The sequence below is a fragment of the Streptomyces sp. NPDC051822 genome (genome assembly GCF_044452745.1).
In the GTDB taxonomy this organism is placed as follows: domain Bacteria; phylum Actinomycetota; class Actinomycetes; order Streptomycetales; family Streptomycetaceae; genus Streptomyces.
The window spans coordinates 1,207,230-1,225,087 of record NZ_JBITBZ010000001.1 but is presented as its reverse complement, the minus strand read 5'-3'; the positions used below and the strand labels follow the sequence as shown (position 1 = coordinate 1,225,087).

12 protein-coding genes are annotated in these 17,858 nt (G+C 72.6%); 10 read left to right on the top strand and 2 right to left on the bottom strand.

Going from position 1 to position 17,858, the window contains the following annotated elements:
• The first annotated feature begins 58 nt into the window (after positions 1-58).
• The 10 genes from ACIA8N_RS05535 (at position 59) to mycP (ending at position 13,371) form a co-directional block, all read left to right on the top strand.
• On the top strand, positions 59-1,351 hold the full coding sequence (locus tag ACIA8N_RS05535) for an extracellular solute-binding protein (RefSeq protein WP_365777744.1): 1,293 nt from the start codon (positions 59-61) through the stop codon (positions 1,349-1,351).
• Between the two features lie 5 nt (positions 1,352-1,356).
• Complete coding sequence (locus ACIA8N_RS05530) at positions 1,357-2,316, top strand: sugar ABC transporter permease (RefSeq protein WP_365777746.1); 960 nt, start codon at positions 1,357-1,359, stop codon at positions 2,314-2,316.
• A gap of 2 nt (positions 2,317-2,318) precedes the next feature.
• Positions 2,319-3,206 carry a carbohydrate ABC transporter permease gene (locus tag ACIA8N_RS05525; protein WP_365778164.1) on the top strand — a complete coding sequence of 296 codons (888 nt, stop codon included), beginning with the start codon at positions 2,319-2,321 and terminating at the stop codon, positions 3,204-3,206.
• Between the two features lie 4 nt (positions 3,207-3,210).
• Positions 3,211-4,884: a beta-N-acetylhexosaminidase gene (locus ACIA8N_RS05520; protein ID WP_365777748.1), complete on the top strand. Its 1,674-nt coding sequence runs from the start codon at positions 3,211-3,213 to the stop codon at positions 4,882-4,884.
• A gap of 225 nt (positions 4,885-5,109) precedes the next feature.
• On the top strand, positions 5,110-5,985 hold the full coding sequence (locus ACIA8N_RS05515) for an FAD binding domain-containing protein (RefSeq protein WP_365777750.1): 876 nt from the start codon (positions 5,110-5,112) through the stop codon (positions 5,983-5,985).
• A complete protein-coding gene (locus ACIA8N_RS05510) occupies positions 5,982-7,589 on the top strand; it encodes a 2Fe-2S iron-sulfur cluster-binding protein (RefSeq protein WP_365777752.1) in 1,608 nt (535 codons plus the stop codon). The genes ACIA8N_RS05515 and ACIA8N_RS05510 overlap by 4 nt, the downstream gene beginning before the upstream one ends.
• Positions 7,586-9,910, top strand: a complete 2,325-nt coding sequence (locus ACIA8N_RS05505; RefSeq protein WP_365777754.1) for a molybdopterin cofactor-binding domain-containing protein — start codon at positions 7,586-7,588, stop codon at positions 9,908-9,910. Before ACIA8N_RS05510 ends, ACIA8N_RS05505 begins: the two co-directional genes overlap by 4 nt.
• A gap of 122 nt (positions 9,911-10,032) precedes the next feature.
• The gene (locus ACIA8N_RS05500; protein WP_365777756.1) at positions 10,033-10,509 is read left to right on the top strand and encodes a hypothetical protein; all 477 of its coding nucleotides are present in this window, start codon (positions 10,033-10,035) and stop codon (positions 10,507-10,509) included.
• A 46-nt stretch (positions 10,510-10,555) separates the two neighbouring features.
• Positions 10,556-12,094 (top strand): hypothetical protein, encoded by a 1,539-nt coding sequence (locus tag ACIA8N_RS05495; RefSeq protein WP_365777758.1) that lies wholly within the window; start codon positions 10,556-10,558, stop codon positions 12,092-12,094.
• Positions 12,095-12,177: 83 nt separating this feature from the next.
• Positions 12,178-13,371 carry a type VII secretion-associated serine protease mycosin gene (mycP, locus tag ACIA8N_RS05490; protein WP_365778166.1) on the top strand — a complete coding sequence of 398 codons (1,194 nt, stop codon included), beginning with the start codon at positions 12,178-12,180 and terminating at the stop codon, positions 13,369-13,371.
• 57 nt (positions 13,372-13,428) lie between these two features.
• Here mycP and ACIA8N_RS05485 read toward each other — a convergent pair whose 3' ends face one another.
• On the bottom strand, positions 13,429-15,531 hold the full coding sequence (locus tag ACIA8N_RS05485) for a protein kinase (RefSeq protein WP_365777760.1): 2,103 nt from the start codon (positions 15,529-15,531) through the stop codon (positions 13,429-13,431).
• Positions 15,532-15,627: 96 nt separating this feature from the next.
• Positions 15,628-17,814 (bottom strand): protein kinase, encoded by a 2,187-nt coding sequence (locus ACIA8N_RS05480; RefSeq protein WP_365777762.1) that lies wholly within the window; start codon positions 17,812-17,814, stop codon positions 15,628-15,630.
• Positions 17,815-17,858 lie beyond the last annotated feature (44 nt).

Below are 17,858 nucleotides of genomic sequence, written 5' to 3'. Positions count from 1 at the left end.
TGCAGAACGAAACGCGCGTTGCGCATGTTGCAACACATGCTCGGAGGGGAACCGTCTCATGAAGCTTTCCGCCCGCCTCACCGCACTCCTGCTCGCCGCGCTCACCGCCACCGCCTGCGCGCCCCAGACCTCCGGCGGGCAGGCCACGACCGACGAGAAGAGCGGCACCCTGCGCGTCTGGCTCTTCCAGGAGGTGAGCAACAAGCCCAAGGAACAGGTCGTCGCGCAGGCCGTCGCCGCCTTCGAGAAGAGCCACCCGGGTGCCAGGGCCGAGGTCGAGTACATACCTGTCGAGACCCGCGCCCAGCGCGTCAAGGCCGCCTTCAACGACCCCGCCTCCGCCCCCGACCTCATCGAGTACGGCAACACCGACACCGCCGGCTACGTCAAGGACGGCGGACTCGCCGACATCAGCGCCGAGTTCGCTGCCTGGGCCGACGCCAAGGACACCGACCCCACCGCGAAGCAGTCCGTCACCGTCGCCGGGAAGGTCTACGGCGCCCCGCTCTTCGTCGGCGTCCGCGCCCTCTACTACCGCACCGACGTCTTCCGGGAACTCGGCCTCACCGCGCCCAGAACGCAGGCCGAACTCGTCACCACCGCCAAGAAGATCCGCAAGGCGAAGCCCGAGCTCTACGGCATCGCCGTCGGCGGCGCCTACACCTACGGCGCCATGCCCTTCGTCTGGGCGGCCGGCGGCGAACTCGCCACCGCGCACGGCGACACGTACAAGGCCGCCGTCAACAGCGAGGCCGCCCGGACGGGCATCGCCACGTACACCTCGCTCTTCGGCGACGACAACTGCCCCGCCGCCAAGTGCGCCCAGATGGGCGGCAACGCCACCGTCACCGCCTTCGCCGCGGGCAAGGCCGGCATGGCCATCGGCGGCGACTTCAGCCACGCCGCCGTCGAGGCGGGCGCCGTGAAGGGCAAGTACGCCGTCGTGCCGCTGCCCGGCACCGCCCCCGGCTCCATCGCCCCCGCCTTCGCGGGCGGCAACAACATCGGCGTACTCAAGAGCACCTCCCACCGCACCCTCGCCGTCGACCTCCTCAAGTCCCTGACCGGCAAGGAGACCCAGGGCAGGCTCTTCGACGCGATGGGCTTCCTGCCCACGTACACCGACGTCCGCGCCGCGGCGGCCCGGCGGCAGCCCTTCGTGAAGCCCTTCATCGACACCCTCGGCGCGGGCACCAGGTTCGTCCCCGCGTCCCCCGGCTGGGGCGCCATCGACGCCTCCCTCGTCCTGCCCACGATGTTCCAGGAGGTTGTCAGCGGCCGTAAGGACGTCAAGGCGGCGGCCGACGACGCCGCGAAGAAGATGGACGCGGCGTTCGCCGCCGCGGGCTGACGAGGATGACGACGACCAGCCGTACGAGCACGGCAGGCACGGCGAGCGGTGCGGGCCGGGCGACGAACCGATCGGGCCTGGCCCGTGGGCGTGGCTCCGGGTGGACGCCCTGGCTCTACCTCCTGCCCGCGCTCGCCGTGCTCGGCGCGCTGCTCCTCTACCCGATCTACCAGCTCGGGCTCATCTCCTTCCTGGAGTACACCCAGGCCCAGGTCAGCGGCGGCGAACCCACCACCTTCAAGGGCCTCGGCAACTACACGGCCCTCTTCGCCGACCCCCAGTTCCGGCAGGTCCTCCTCGCCACCGTCCTGTTCGCCGCCGCCTGCGTCGTCACCACGCTCGCCGTCGGCTGCGCCCTCGCCGTACTCCTCACGCGCGTGCGCGCCCTGCCCCGGCTCGTCCTGATGCTGGCCGCGCTCGGCGCCTGGGCCACCCCCGCGATCACCGGCTCCACCGTCTGGGTCTTCCTCTTCGACCCGGACTTCGGCCCCGTCAACAGACTCCTCGGGCTCGGCGACTTCTCCTGGACGTACGGGCGGTACAGCGCCTTCGCCCTCGTCCTCCTCGAAGTCGTCTGGTGCTCGTTCCCGTTCGTGATGGTCACCGTCTACGCGGGCATCAGGGCCATCCCGTCCGAGGTCCTGGAGGCCGCCGCCCTCGACGGCGCCTCGCAGTGGCGGATCTGGCGCTCCGTCATGGCACCGGCCCTCCGGCCGATCCTGGTCGTCGTCACGATCCAGTCGGTCATCTGGGACTTCAAGATCTTCACCCAGATCTACGTGATGACGAACGGAGGCGGCATCGCCGGCCAGAACCTCGTCCTCAACGTGTACGCCTACCAGAAGGCCTTCGCCTCCTCCGAGTACAGCCTGGGCTCGGCCATCGGCGTCGTCACGCTGCTCATCCTGCTGGCCGTGACCCTCGTGTACCTGCGCCTGCTGCGACGTCGGGGAGAAGAGCTGTGAGCCTGTTCAGCGTCCGCCGGCCTCTCCGGCCTCTCCGGCCTCTCCGGCCCTTCCGACCCTTCCGACCCCGCCGTCCCGGGCGCCTCGCCGCCGAGGCCGTCACCCTCCTCGTCGCCGCCGCCGTCGCCTTCCCGCTCTACTGGATGGTCCTCTCGGCCTTCAAGCCGGCGGGCGAGATCCAGTCCACGAACCCGCGGCCGTGGACGCTGTCCCCGTCCCTCGACTCGTTCCGGCGCGTCTTCCAGCAGCAGGACTTCGGCCGCTACTTCCTCAACTCGCTGACCGTGGCCGTCACCGTCGTCCTCGCCTCCGCGCTCATCGCCTTCCTCGCGGCGACGGCGGTCACCCGGTTCCGCTTCCGGTTCCGGACGACGCTCCTGATCATGTTCCTGGTCGCCCAGATGGTGCCGGTCGAGGCCCTCACCATCCCGCTGTTCTTCCTCATGCGGGACGCCGGCCAGCTGAACACCCTCGGCTCCCTGATCCTGCCGCACATCGCCTTCTCGCTCCCCTTCGCGATCTGGATGCTGCGCGGCTTCGTCAAGGCGGTCCCGGAGGCGCTGGAGGAACAGGCCCAGATCGACGGCGCCAGCCGCAGCCGGTTCCTGTGGCAGATCCTCTTCCCGCTGGTCTTCCCCGGCCTCGTCGCGACGAGCGTCTTCTCGTTCATCTCGACCTGGAACGACTTCCTCTTCGCGAAGTCCTTCCTCATCAGCGACACCTCGCAGTCGACCCTCCCGATGGCGCTGCTCGTCTTCTTCAAGCCCGACGAGAACGACTGGGGAGGCATCATGGCCGGCTCGACGGTGATGACGGTCCCGGTGCTCGTCTTCTTCGTACTCGTACAGCGCCGCCTGGTCTCGGGGCTCGGCGGGGCGGTGAAGGACTGACACGATGACCCAGACCCAGACCCAGACCCAGGACGACGACCTGATCCCCGCGCCCCTGTCGGTCGAGCGCCGGGGCACCGCCCCCGGGTACGTCACGCTCGACGCGCGGACGACGCTCGACGCCGGTCCGGGCACCGGATCCACCGCGCGCTGGCTGCGGTCGGTGCTCGGCGCCGCCACCGGCCTGCCGCTCGCCGACGGCCCGGGCCCGCACGCGATCCGGTTGCGGATCGCAGAGGAGGCCGAACGGGAGCACGGCCCCGAGGGCTACCGCCTGTCCACCGAGGCCACGGACGCGGCCGTCGTCATCGAGGGCGGCGGCCCCGCCGGGGTCTTCTGGGGCGCCCAGACCCTGCGGCAGCTCCTCGGCCCCGACGCGTACCGCAGGGCCCCGCTCCGGCCCGGCCGGGACTGGGACCTCCCCCTCGTCACCGTCTCCGACGGGCCCCGCTTCGGCTGGCGCGGCCTCCTCCTCGACGTCGCCCGGCACTTCCTGCCCAAGGACGACGTCCTGCGGTACCTGGACCTCCTCGCCGCCCACAAGCTCAACGTCCTCCACCTCCACCTCACCGACGACCAGGGCTGGCGCATCGAGATCAGGCGCCACCCCCGGCTCACCGAGACCGGCTCCTGGCGGGCCCGCAGCAAGTGGGGCCACCGGGCCTCGCCGCTCTGGGACGAGACCCCGCACGGCGGGTTCTACACCCAGGACGACATCCGCGAGATCGTCGCCTACGCCGCCGAGCGGCACATCACCGTCGTCCCCGAGATCGACCTCCCCGGCCACTCGCAGGCCGCCATCGCCGCGTACCCCGAACTCGGCAACACCGACGTCGTCGACACGACCGCCCTCACCGTCTGGGACACCTGGGGCGTCAACCCCAACGTCCTCGCCCCCACCGAGGCCGTCCTGCGCTTCTACGAGGGCGTCTTCGAGGAGGTCCTCGACCTCTTCCCCGCGGCCACGTCGCCCTTCGTCCACGTCGGCGGCGACGAGTGCCCCAAGGACCAGTGGAAGGCCTCCCCGACCGCACAGGCCCGCATCGAGGAGCTGGGGGTGGGGGACGAGGACGGCCTGCAGTCCTGGTTCATCCGCCACTTCGACCGCTGGCTCGCCGCCCGCGGACGGCGCCTCATCGGCTGGGACGAGATCCTGGAGGGCGGCCTAGCCGACGGCGCGGCCGTGTCGTCCTGGCGGGGGTACGCGGGCGGCGTCGCCGCCGCCGAGGCCGGCCACGACGTCGTCATGTGCCCCGAGCAGCAGGTCTACCTGGACCACCGTCAGGCGCCCGGCGACGAGGAGCCGATGCCCATCGGGTACGTACGCACCCTGGAGGACGTCTACCGCTTCGAGCCCGTCCCGCCGGGGCTCTCGCCGGAGGCCGCCGCCCACATCCTGGGAACCCAGGCCAACGTATGGACCGAGGTCATGGAGAACCGCTCGCGGATCGACTACCAGGTCTTCCCGCGCCTCGCCGCCTTCGCCGAGGTCGCCTGGTCCGCGCTGCCCGCGCCGGAGGCGCGCGACCACGCCGGCTTCGAGCGCCGCATGCACACCCACTACCGGCGGCTCGACGCCCTCGGCGTCGACTACCGGCCACCCGCGGGACCCCACCCCCGGCAGCAGCGCCCTGGGGTCCTGGGCCGCCCCCTGGAAGGCACGCCCCCGATCGTGTGAGGGACCCGACGTCCCCCTTCACCCAAGAGCGGCGAATCGGAAGTTACCGTCGTTCTGCGGGGCGTCCCGGACGGAACAGTCCTTCGCGGACCCTCGCGCCGGACCGCTCGGAAGATGTGCCAGAGTTGCCACGTCCGGCCTGTGAGCACGTACCGTACGCCCACACGCAGGCGCGACCGCCGGGCACATTCGGGGACCACCGGGACACCGGGAAGGGGCAGCGGGTTGACCACGCACGCACCACAGACGGCGCAGTCCGTGACGCTGCCCGCCTCGCTCGACGAGGCCGTGGCGGCGCTCACGGCCATGCCGGCCGCCGTCCCCGTCGCCGGTGGCACCGACCTCATGGCCGCAGTCAACAAAGGCCAGCTCCGCCCCGCCGGCCTCGTCGGCCTGAGCCGCATCAACGAGATCCGCGGCTGGCAGTACCAGGACGGACACGCCCTCCTCGGCGCGGGCCTCACCCACGCCCGGATGGGCCGCCCCGACTTCGCCGCCCTCATCCCCGCCCTCGCCGCCGCCTCCCGCGCCGCCGGACCGCCCCAGATCCGCAACGCGGGCACCCTGGGCGGCAACATCGTCACCGCCGCGCCCAGCGGCGACTCGCTGCCCGTCCTCGCCGCCCTCGAAGCCGACCTGGTCGTCCTCGGGCCGCTAGGCAACCGCGAGATCCCCGTCTCCCACCTGCTCGCCGGCCGCGACCTGCTGGCCCCCGGCGAACTCGTCGCCTTCGTCCGCGTCCCGCTGCTCCACGCCCCCCAGGTATTCCTCAAGGCCACCGGCCGCACCGGCCCGGCCCGCGCCACCGCCTCCGTCGCCGTCGTCCTCGACCCGGCCAGGCGCGGCGTGCGCTGCGCGGTCGGCGCCGTCGCCCCGATGCCGCTGCGCCCGCTGGAGGCCGAGCGCTGGATCGCCTCGCTCGTGGACTGGGACAACGACCGGGGGCTCGCGCCGGAGGCGCTCACGGCGTTCGGTGAGTACGTCGCCGCCGCCTGCATCCCCGACCCGCCGGGCGACGAACAGTTGCCGCCCGCCGTACTGCACCTGCGGCGCACCGTCGCCGCACTCGCCCGACGGGCACTGGGGAGGGCACTGTCGTGAGCAGCAACGACCAGCAGCACCAGGACTCCGGCGGCTGGGAGCCGATCCCGCAGAGCGAGGGGTACGACGGGGACGCGACCGCGTTCGTCCAGCTGCCGCCCGACTTCATGCTGGACGGCGTTCCCCTGGAGGCGCCCGGCCACGGCTACGTACCGCCCATGATCACGCCGCTCCAGCCGCTCAACCCGGGGACGGACCCGGCGGCGACGGGCACGTGGACGGTGCACGTGCCGACGCAGGCGGAGCAGACGCAGTACTTCGACGGGGCCGGCGCCGGGGCCGGGGCGGGGGCCGGGTACGCCGAGTACGCGGGACCCGAGTACCCCGAGTACCCCGAGTACACGGAGCGGCCCGAGGCCTTCGGACGGCTGGGTCAGTCCGGTCAGAGCGGATACGCCGAGCAGGTCGAGCACCTGGGGTACGTCGAGCAGGACCCGCACGCGACGGCCGAGTGGCGATTCACGGAGCCGGCGGTGCCCGCAGGACCTGGCGGCACGGGCCAGTGGCAGATCCCGACGCTGCCGGACGCGGACCAGGAACCGGCTCAGGAGCCCGGTCAGGAATCGGCTCAGGCGTCGGTGCAGGCGGCGGGCGAGTTCGCCGCGTCCGCCATCAGGCCGTACGCCGAGGCCCCGGCGACCCTGCCGGGCGGCGCACCCGCTCCGTGGGTGCTCCCGGAGGATGAGCGGGCCGGGGAGGCGGGAACCGACGACGAGCCGGCCGCGACCGCCGTGGAAACCACCCAGGACGTGACGCCGGCCGACGGCGGTGCGGAGGAGGAGGAGCCGGCCGCGGCCGGAGCGCCCGCCGTGGCACCCGGTCATGCCCCCGAGCACGGCCCCGGCCTCGTACCGGACCGCGCGCCCGAATTCGTACCCGGTCCGAGGTCCGACTCCGCACCCGGTCACACCCCGGAACCCGGCGCCGACCTCACGCCCGAGACCACGCCCGACCTCACGGCCGCCGACGTCACTCCGGACCCCGAGGTCACACCCGAGCTCACGCCCAGCGAGAGCGTCCACGCCTCCACCGACAGCGACGAGCACCCCCACACCTCGTACACCCTCCGGGTCAACGGCGTGGACCGTCCCGTCACCGGTTCCTGGATCGGCGAGTCCCTGCTCTACGTCCTGCGTGAGCGCCTCGGCCTCGCCGGTGCCAAGGACGGCTGTTCGCAGGGCGAGTGCGGCGCGTGCAACGTGCAGGTCGACGGCCGGCTCGTGGCCTCCTGCCTGGTTCCGGCGGCGACCGCCGCCGAGAGCGAGGTACGGACGGTCGAGGGCCTCGCCACCGACGGGGAGCCCTCGGACGTGCAGCGGGCCATGGCCAAGTGCGGCACCGTCCAGTGCGGCTTCTGCATCCCCGGCATGTGCATGACCGTGCACGACCTTCTCGAGGGCAACCACGCGCCCACCGAACTCGAGACCCGCCAGGCGCTCGCCGGCAACCTGTGCCGCTGCTCCGGCTACCGGGGCGTGCTCGAAGCCGTACGGGACGTCGTCGCCGAGCGCGAGGCGAGCGCGGCGGCCACCGCGGCCGACGGCGCCGACGGGCCCCGTGTCCCGCACCAGATCCCGCACCCGCACGACGGAGGCATGGCGTGAGCAGCGACGCGACCACCGCCGTTCCCACGGCTCCCGACCTTCCCGGCTCGCCGGGCCAGGAGCCGTCCGCGCCGCACGGCCTCGGGACCTCGCTCCCGCAGGCCGAGGCGCGGGCGAAGACCGAGGGCACCTTCCCCTACGCCTCCGACCTGTGGGCCGAGGGGCTGCTCTGGGCCGCGATCCTGCGGTCCCCGCACCCGCACGCCCGCGTCGTGTCCGTCGACACCAGCGCCGCGACCGCGATGCCGGGCGTACGGGCCGTGGTGACCGCAGCCGACGTGCCCGGCGCCGCGACGTACGGCCGGCAGGTCGCCGACCGGCCGGTGTTCGCCTCCGAGCTGGTCCGGCACCACGGCGAGGCGCTCGCCGCCGTCGCCGCCGACCACCCCGACACGGCACGCCTCGCCGCCGCCGCGATCAGCGTCGAGTACGAGCTCCTCGACCCGGTCACCGACCCGGAGAAGGCGTTCGCGGCGGAGGCGCTGCACCCCGACGGAAACCTGATCCGGCACATCCCGCTGCGGTTCGGCGACCCGGACGCGACCGGCGAGGTCGTCGTCGAGGGCCTGTACCGGATCGGGCGCCAGGACCCGGCGCCGATCGGCGCGGAGGCGGGCCTCGCCGTACCGCGCCCCGACGGCGGCGTCGAGATCTACACCGCCTCCACCGACCCGCACACCGACCGGGACCTGGCCGCCGCCTGCTTCGGCCTGCCGCCCGAGCAGGTCAAGCTGGTCGTCACCGGCGTCCCCGGCGCCACCGGCGACCGCGAGGACCCGGGGTTCCAGATCCCGCTGGGCCTGCTCGCGCTGCGCACCGGCTGCCCGGTCAAGCTCACCGCCACCCGCGAGGAGTCCTTCCTCGGCCACGCCCACCGCCACCCCACCCTGCTGCGCTACCGCCACCACGCGGACGCCGAAGGGCGTCTGGTGAAGGTGGAGGCGCAGATCCTGCTCGACGCGGGCGCCTACGCCGACTCCTCGTCCGAGTCCCTCGCGGCGGCCGTGGCCTTCGCCTGCGGGCCGTACGTCGTCCCGCACGCCTTCGTCGAGGGCTGGGCGGTCCGTACGAACAACCCGCCGTCCGGCCATGTGCGGGGCGAGGGCGCGATGCAGGTCTGCGCCGCGTACGAGGCGCAGATGGACAAACTGGCGGCGAAACTGGGCGTGGACCCGGCCGAGCTGCGCATGCGGAACGTCATGGCGACCGGCGACATCCTGCCCACGGGCCAGACGGTGACCTGCCCGGCCCCCGTGGCCGAACTCCTCTCGGCGGTAAGGGACTTCCCCCTCCCCGCCCTCCCCAAGGACACCCCGGAGGGCGAGTGGCTGCTGCCCGGCGGCCCCGAGGGCGCGGGCGAACCCGGCGCGGTGCGGCGGGGCGTGGGGTACGCGCTCGGCATGGTGCACATGCTGGGCGCGGAGGGCACCGACGAGGTGTCCACGGCGACCGTACGGGTCCAGGACGGCGTGGCCACGGTCATCTGCTCGGCCGTGGACACCGGTTCGGGCTTCTCGACGCTCGCCCGGCAGATCGTGCAGGACACCCTCGGGATCGACGAGGTCCACGTCGCCCCCGTCGACACCGACCAGCCGCCGGCGGGACCGGCCGCCCACGGCCGCCACACCTGGGTGTCGGGCGGTGCGGTGGAGCGGGCCGCGAAGATGGTCCGCACCCAGCTCCTCCAGCCGCTGGCCCACCAGTTCGGCATGTCGACGGAGCTCCTCCAGATCACCGACGGCAAGATCACTTCGTACGACGGTGTCCTCTCGACGACGGTCACCGAGGCGATGGACGGCAAGGAACTCTGGGCCACCGCCCAGTGCCGCCCCCACCCCACCGAGCCGCTGGACGACTCGGGCCAGGGCGACGCGTTCGTCGGCCTCGCGTTCTGCGCGATCCGCGCGGTGGTCGACGTGGACATCGAACTCGGCGCCGTGCGCGTCGTGGAGATGGCCGTCGCCCAGGACGTCGGCCGGATCCTCAACCCGGCCCAGCTCACCGCCCGCATCGAGGCGGGCGTCACCCAGGGCGTCGGCGCGGCCCTCACGGAGAACCTCCGCACCGCCCGCGGCCTGGTCCGGCACCCCGACTTCACGGGCTACGCACTCCCGACATCCCTGGATGCCCCGGACATTCGCATCGTGAAACTCGTCGAGGAACGCGACGTGGTGGCCCCCTTCGGCGCCAAGCCGGCGAGCGCGATCCCCGTCGTCACCTCACCCGCCGCAGTGGCCTCAGCGGTACGCGCGGCGACCGGACGCCCGATCAACCGCCTCCCGATCCGCCCCCAGGCGGCCGTCGCCGTGCCCAATTCGTAACCATGTGATGTCCGTTGCTTGTGCAACCCCGGGGTGCGCACTGTCGTCGTTCCCAACTACAGTGAACTTCTAGACTTGTGTGCGGTACACGGCATGGTGGTTCACGGGGGAGGAGCGCGAGCATGCTGCCTGAGATGGGTGGTCTGACGTCCGGGATGCGGACGCAGGCCGTCAAGTACAGCGCCGACTCCATGGCTGAGTTGAAGAAGGACGTCGACAGGCTCATCACCTCGCTCGACGCGACGATGAAGCCCACGGCCGATCCGAACGGCAGTGTGTCGGAGATCGACCGGAGCAAGTTCGGTGGCGGCGGCGGCGCTTGGGCCGAGGCGCAGAGCGCCTACGCCTCGTACGCCAAGGTGCGGCAGAGCCTGGTGGACCTCTCCAAGCTCCTCAAGGACTGCCTGGAAGGACTTGGCATCGCGGCCATCGCCTCCCAGGACGGCATCGAGGCGATGGACGAGGACATCAAGCTGAAGATGCGCGGCATCTACGAGCGCACGAAGGACGCGCACGACAAGGCCGAGCAGCAGAAGAACCAGGGTGACTCGGCAGGCAACGGCAGCGAGGGCACCACGGGCGGCGGCTCCTTCCAGTAGGCGCGGCGCGGGACGACACATCGGGGACACGGGGAAGAGGCGAGAGATGATTCCGGCAGACGGAGGCGGGGGCTACAGCGGGACCGACTTCCGCAGCATGAGCCACCAGCAGATGTTGGCCTGGCTGGACGAGGCCAGCACGTTCTACGTCGGCGACGCGGCAGACGTGCTGCGTTCCACCGGCGAGCAGCTGAAGGACATCGCCGACCGGCTCGTCAAGCGCATGAAGGAGATGGACTGGGAGGGCGAGGCGGAGAAGGCGTTCTCCGAGTGGGCTCTCTCGGTCGCCTCGTCGACCGACTCGCTCGGCAAGTACAGCGGCAACGCCGCGTACTGGATGGAAGGCAACGCAGCGGCCATCGCCGAGGCCGCCAGCGCCATGCCCCGCTACGTCTCGAACGAGAACGCCAAGGAGAACCTGGCCGCGGCGCTCGCGAACCGGAACGACCCGGACTCGCGGACCATCGCGGCCAACGCGAAGAGCGCGATGTCCGCCTCCGAGGAACTCTCTGCCATCAAGGCCAAGGAGGAGGCGAACCGGCTGGCGGCGGCCGAGCAGATGGAGCGTCTGTCCGGCACGTACGACTGGTCCAGCGACCGGATGGCGAGCCTGCAGCCGCCGACGTTCCCGCCGCCGCCGGGGGCGTTCGTGCCCGAAGCCAAGACAAGCGTGGACAACTCCGCGTACATCGGCTCCTCCTCTCAGGAGTACGGTCGCGCCACGGGCCCGGACTCGGGCACAGAGTCCGGTACGAGGTCGTCCACGCCGCCGCAGTCGAGCACGCCGTCCATGCCCGACACGAACGTTGTCCCGCCGTCCCGGGAGACGACCGGGCCGACGCAGGTCATCCGACCGGAAGTACGGCCCGACGTGCCCGTGGACCTCGGCATCGACAGCGTGAACACCTTGCCGCAGACCACGACCGGACCGACGACGCAGACCCCGGGCGGTCCGCCCCCGATCACCAAGCCGGACGGCGGTACGCCTCCGTTCGTGACGACCACCGGTGTCCCGCCCTTCACGGGTAAGGGCGGTCCGGCCCCCGTACGTCCCACCGGCCCCACCGGTCCCGTCACCGGCGGCACGCGCAACCCGATGACCACCGGCCCGCGTGGCCTCCCGGGCATGCCCGGCCCGCTGGGCGGCCCCCGCGAGGGCATCAGCGGCGGCCGTCAGGTTCCCCAGACTGGCCGTCCTACGACGGGCATCCCGCGCAGCACCGTCATCGGCACCGAGCCCGGCGGGCGCAACAGCACTGGCGTCGGCCGCGCCCCCATGGGCGGCGGCATGGGCGGCCCGATGGGCGGTCCCATGGGCGCCGGACAGAACGGGATCAGCGGCGGACGCCGACTCGCGGGCGAGACCGGCGGAGTCGTCGGCGGCAAGGCGCAGCGCGCCGGCGCAGCGGGTGGCGCCGGTGGTGCGCGACCGTTCACGCCCGGTGGCTCCGGCCTCGTGCGCGGCGGCACCCAGCGGCCCGGTGACCGCGAGGAGCAGAACGGAGAGCGTCCCGACTACCTTGTCGAGGACGAGGAGACCTGGCAGCAGGGCAACCGCCGCGTGGCCCCGCCCGTCATCGACTGATCAGCGCGAGGAAGCGGAAGCAGATGCGTACCAGCAGTATTCGACGGAGTCGTGCCCGAGTCACCGCCTCGGCCGCCTTGGGGATGCTGCTGGTGGGCATCGCTTCCGTCCCCGCCCACGCGGAGAGTATCCGCGCCCAGCAATGGCACCTGGATGCCATGGGCGCCGAGGAGATCTGGAAGCTCAGCACCGGTAAGGGCGTCACCGTCGCGGTGATCGACTCGGGGGTGGAGAAGGGCGTTCCCGATCTTCAGGGACAGGTGCTCCAGGGGAAGGACTTCGGGGCGGGGGAGGAGGCGGGGGACACCTTCACCGATTACCTCAATCACGGCACCGGGATCGCCGCCCTGATCGCCGGTACGGGAGCGAAGGGCGGCGGGAACGGTTCCTTCGGCCTCGCGCCGGGGGCCAAGATTCTACCGGTCCGTGTACCCGGTCTCGCCGCGGGCGAAAGCAGCATCACGGAAAGCGCCAAGGAGTTCAACCGCGTCGTCCCGAAGGCGATCACGTACGCGGCCGATTCCGGCGCCCAAGTCATCAATATCTCCCTTGCCACCACCGCGGGTTCGCAGGAACTCACCGACGCGGTGAAGTACGCGCTGGACAAGGGTGCCCTGGTCTTCGCGGGTGTCGGCAACGACGCCGAGAAGGGCAACGACCTGATGTACCCGGCGGCTACCCCGGGCGTCGTCGGCGTCGGTGCCGTCGACAACAAGGCCAAGCGCATCCCCATGTCCCAGTACGGACCCCAGGTCGATGTAGTCGCCCCGGGAAAGGACATGGTGCACGCCTGCAGCGGTGGCACCGGTCTCTGCAAGTCGACCGGTTCCAGTGATGCCACCGCCCTCGCCTCCGCCGCCGCAGCGCTGCTCTGGTCCAAGCACCCCGACTGGACCAACAACCAGGTCCTGAAGGTCATGCTCAACACGGTCGCAGGGCCTACCGATGGCGAGAAGCGCAGTAACCACGTCGGCTTCGGCGCCCTGCGCCCCCTCCGTACGCTGAAGACGCCCGGCGACCCCGGCCCGGCCGACGTCCGGCCGATCGACGACCTCACCGAGATCGCCACCGCCACCCCGACGCCGACGGCCGGCGAACTGCCGTCGGCGGACCCGGCTCCGGCCGACTCCTCCGAGACCCCCGCTCCCGCGCCCGGCCCCGTCGCGGGCGAGGACGAGGGCGGCAACACCGGTCTCTGGATCGGGCTCGGCATCGGCGCGGCCGTCCTGATCGGTGCCGCTGTCGCCGTCCCCGTACTCCGGTCCAGGCGCGGCTGAGCCCTCGTGCCGGGGCCATCCCGGCACGAGGGGAGAGCTGAGCCGGGCCGGCCCGGCTCAGCGGCCGTAGACCGGCACGGCGTAGACCCGGCCGCCCCGGGCGATGAAGACGCGGTTGCCGGCGGCCGCCAGCTGATAGGCGCCCTCGCGCGGGACCGTCACGGTGAAGAGACGGTCGTGGGTGAGCTTATGGAGGACCTCGACCTGACTGTTGTCGGGTGAACTGACCCAGACGGTCGCACCCGCCACGGCCGGGGGATTGCGAGGGCCCGCGCTCTCGCCCAGACCGTCCATGATCGCGGACCAGTCCGAGACCGGGAAATGGGTGTCGATCATCGTGCTGTAGCGGTAGACGTGATAGTCCGCGACGGCGATGAGGTGATCGCCGTCCGTAGCCGCTGCTTCCCAGGTGTTGTCCCCTGGGGCCTCCTGATCCCACAGGTAGTCGCCGCGATCGAGCCGGCGGGCCATGAGCACAGGGCCGCCCAGATAGGCGATGTTGTCGCCGAGGACCGGGATCTCCCCGTCCGTGCCCTGGTTCTTGACGTCCCAGTCCTCCTCGCCCGTCTCCGTGAAGAGCGCGGTCACATGGCCGTCCCTGCCGTGGATCACCAGCCGCTTCCTGCCCACCGCCGCCTTCGCCGGGCCGGTCGGGAAGCGGGGGGACGGCATCGGGCGCGTCCACGTCGTGGCGAGGGTCCAGGCGTCGAGGGCGCGGACCTCGTTCTTGAGGGTCACCAGGAAGACGTGGGTGTCGTCTGCCGCCAGAAGGTGGTCGACGTCGTTCTGGCTCTGCCAGACGGGCTTCCCCGTGGAGGCGACGAAGGCGTGTGCGACGCCGCTCTTGTCCACGCCCACGACGAGCCGGTCGGCGACGGAGACGACACCGGCGGCGGGGTCGATGTCCTTGGCGCGCCACCGCTCCTTGCCGTTCGTCACGGAGAGCGCGAGCAGCCCGCCCTCCGCCGCCTCCATGATCACCACATCCCTGACGGGCAGAGGCACGGGGCCGTTCGGCGCCGCGACCTGCCGGGGCCCCCACAGCGGCTTGGGAGCCATGCCGTACGGGTTGTCGATGATCGACACGAAGGCCGCCTCCGGCGTCGGCACGGCGGGCGGCACGTGGGCGGTCGGTGACTCCTTCACGCCCTCCCGGTTCAGCCACCAGGCCCCCGCCCCGCCGCCCGCGCCAAGGACCGCCACGCCCACGGCCGCGCCCGTGAGGAAGCGGCGCCGGGACGGCCTCGCGCCGGGTACGGCGGTCTCCTCGGGGGCCGCGAGGCGCTTCGTGGCCGTCTCGCGCTGCCTGATGTCCTCGGCGAGCGGCCCCTTGCGCCAGGCGCGGTCGGCGCCCTTCGGCGGGGCGAAGGCCTCGGCCACCTGCGGCGGCGACGGGCGGAACGCCGGGTCCTTCGCCAGGCACGGGCCGATGAGCTCCTGGAGCTCGGGCGGTACCAGGGTCAGGTCCGGGGCGCCGTGGACGACCTCGTACTGCACCGCCGCCACGTGGCCGGCGTCGAAGGCGCGCCGGCCGCTCGCCGCGAACGCGAGGACCGCGCCGAGCGAGAACACGTCCGACGCCGGGCCGACGCGCTGCCCGAGGACCTGCTCCGGCGCCCCGTACCCCGGCGTGACCGGGATCTGGCCGGTCGTGGTGAGGGTGAGCCCGTGCTCGGGGCGGGCGATGCCGAAGTCGATGATCCGCGGGCCGGTCGACGTGAGGACGATGTTCGCGGGCTTGAGGTCGCGGTGGACGAGCCCGGCGGCGTGGATGTCGTGCAGCGTGCGGGCGAGGTGGGAGGCGAGGGCGCGGACCGTCACCACGTCCATCGGCCCGTGCTCGCGGACGGCGATGTCCAGCGTCGGTCCCGCGAGGAACTCGGCGGCGATCCACGGCCGCCCGCCCTCCGTCTGCGCGTCGAGGACCCGGGCCACGCCGCGGCTCGTCACGGCCCGAGCCATGTCCGCCTCGCGGACGAAGCGCTGGGCGAGGTGCTGGTCGTGGGCGAGTTCGGGGCGGAGGACCTTGACGGCGGCGGGGGCGCCGGAGCTGTCACGGCCGACGTACACCTTGCCCATGCCGCCCTCGCCGAGGACGCCGAGCAGGCGGTACGGGCCGAGCCGGAGCGGATCGCCGACGGCGAGGGGCTGCGTGGTCACGAGGAGATGCTTTCCGGTGAGGTGGGGACGGCGTTCGGGACGGCGTTCGGGATGGTGTTCGGAAATGGCGTTCTTACAGGGGGAGGAGGGCAGGGCTCACTCGAACGGGATCGCCACCACGGACGACTCCCCGGCCCCGATGATGCGGCTCCGCTCCTGGTCGACGACGTAGCGCGAGGCGTCCGTGGGGAAGACCCAGGCCGACGTGCGGGTCGACAGGTCGACCGCGCTCAGCCCGCCCCGTACGGGGGCGTAGGCGTACTTCGTGCCGATCACCGGCTTGCTGAGGGTGTCGGGGGCCAGCGGGCGGCTTCCGACCTCCTCCTTCCAGCGCTCGATGCCGAAGGTGGTCTCGACGGCCACGAGACCCTGCCCGCTCACGTTCGTGTAGACGAGGCTGCCCGCGACGACGGGGATCCCGTAGCGCATCGGGGCGGCGCCGGTGCCGTACTCCCAGGCGACCGCCCCGTCCGACAGGCGCACCGCCCGGAGCCGGTCGCCGCCGGTGTAGACGTGCCGGTCGTCGGTGGCGAGGTGACCGGGGATGAACGAGGCGGAATCCACCAGAGGGAGCCGTCGCTTCCACAGCTGTCGGCCCGTGCGCGTGTCCCGCGCCTGGAGGAGGAAGGTCTCGAGGTCCCCGCTGTTCTTGCCGAGGATCAGCTGGTCTCCGACGACCTGGGCGAGCCAGGGCCGGACGCCGTCCCACTCGTAGGGCTGCCGCCACGCCTCCTTGCCCGTCCGCAGGTCGACGGCGAGCAGGTGCCAGCCGACGTTGTCCGCGTCCGGGTCGATCTCCCGCTTGCCCAGCCGCGAGGCGGTGAAGAGGACTCCGCCGGACGCGGTGAGGAGTTGCGTGGTCGTTCCGTCGATGCCCTTCAGCTGGATGGTCCGGGCGGCCTCCTTGCCGGTGCGCGGCGCGAGCGTACGGATCTTCAGGGCGCCCGGTCCCTCGAAGTTGCCGTCGGAGAGGTAGTAGTTCGTCCCGTCGGTGGTGATCTGGTGCGGGTGCATGACCGCCGTCTCCTCCCAGAGTTCGCTGCCGTCCTTCGTGTCGACGGCCCGGAAGGAGACGGTCTCGGCGAACCCCACGACGTCGTCGCCGGCGAGCAGTTGGGTGGTCTTCTCCTCGCGGTCGAGGACCGTGTGCTGCCACAGGGGCGCGGGTGCGCCGTCGGTGGTGGTCGGGGCGGGGACGGCGGTGGGGCCCGTCGGGGCCGGTGCGCCGCCGGTGGACGGGCCGGTGTCGAGGGAGTTCAGCCACGCCCACACACCGGCGCCCGCTCCCGCGAGACCGAGCAGGGAGCCTCCGCCCACGGTGAGGGCGCGGCGGCGCGACAGGGGGGTGTTCGGGGCGGTCTCCGCCACCGCGGACTCGGCGGGGGCCGGGAGGCGGTGGGGTGCGTGCAGCCAGACGTCGGTCGCGCGGCGGGCGATGTCGGCGAGGAGCAGCGGGGGCAGATGGTCGGCGAACTCACCGTGTCCGTCGTGGAGATGGTCCATCAGGACGCCCGTGGTGGGGCGGGCCGCGGGGTCCTTGGCGAGGCAGGCCGTCAGGAGCGGCAGCAGGGCCTCCGGTACGCCGGTGAGGTCGGGCTCGGCGTAGCGGACGCGGTAGAGGAGGTCGGCGGGGGAGCCCGTACCGAAGGGGCCGTGGCCGGTGGCGGCGAAGACGAGGACGCCGGCGAGCGCGAACACGTCGCCCGCGGGCGGGTGTTCCTGGCCGCTCGCCTGCTCCGGCGACATGAAGGCGGGGGTGCCGGCCGCCGCTCCCGTACGGGTGAGGTGGTCGTCGCCGGCCGCGCGGGCGATGCCGAAGTCGATGATCTTCGGGCCGTACGCGGTGACGAGGACGTTCGACGGCTTGAGGTCGCGGTGGACCACGTCCGAGGCGTGCAGCTGCGCGAGGGCCCCGGCGAGCGCGGCGCCGACGGCGCGGACGGTGGGCTCCGGCAGCGGGCCGCCGAGCGCCACGGCGTCGTCGAGCGGCGGGCCGAGGACGTACTCGGTGGCCAGCCACGGCGTCTCGGCCAGCGGATCGGCGTCGACGACGGCCGCGCCGTGGCGGGCGCCGATGATCCGCGCCGCGTCCGTCTCCAGGCGGAAACGGCTGCGGAAGGCGGGGTCGGTGGCGAGCCGCGCGTGCACGGTCTTGAGGGCGACGGTACGGCCGCCCGGGGTACGCGCCAGATAGACCGTGCCCATGCCGCCGGAGCCGAGGCGGGCAAGGAGACGGTACGTGGCGACGGTGGCCGGGTCGTCGTGGGTCAGGGGCGACAGCATGGGATGTGTGTGGTCCGTCAGTCCGGGAGGGGAGGGGAGGGGGG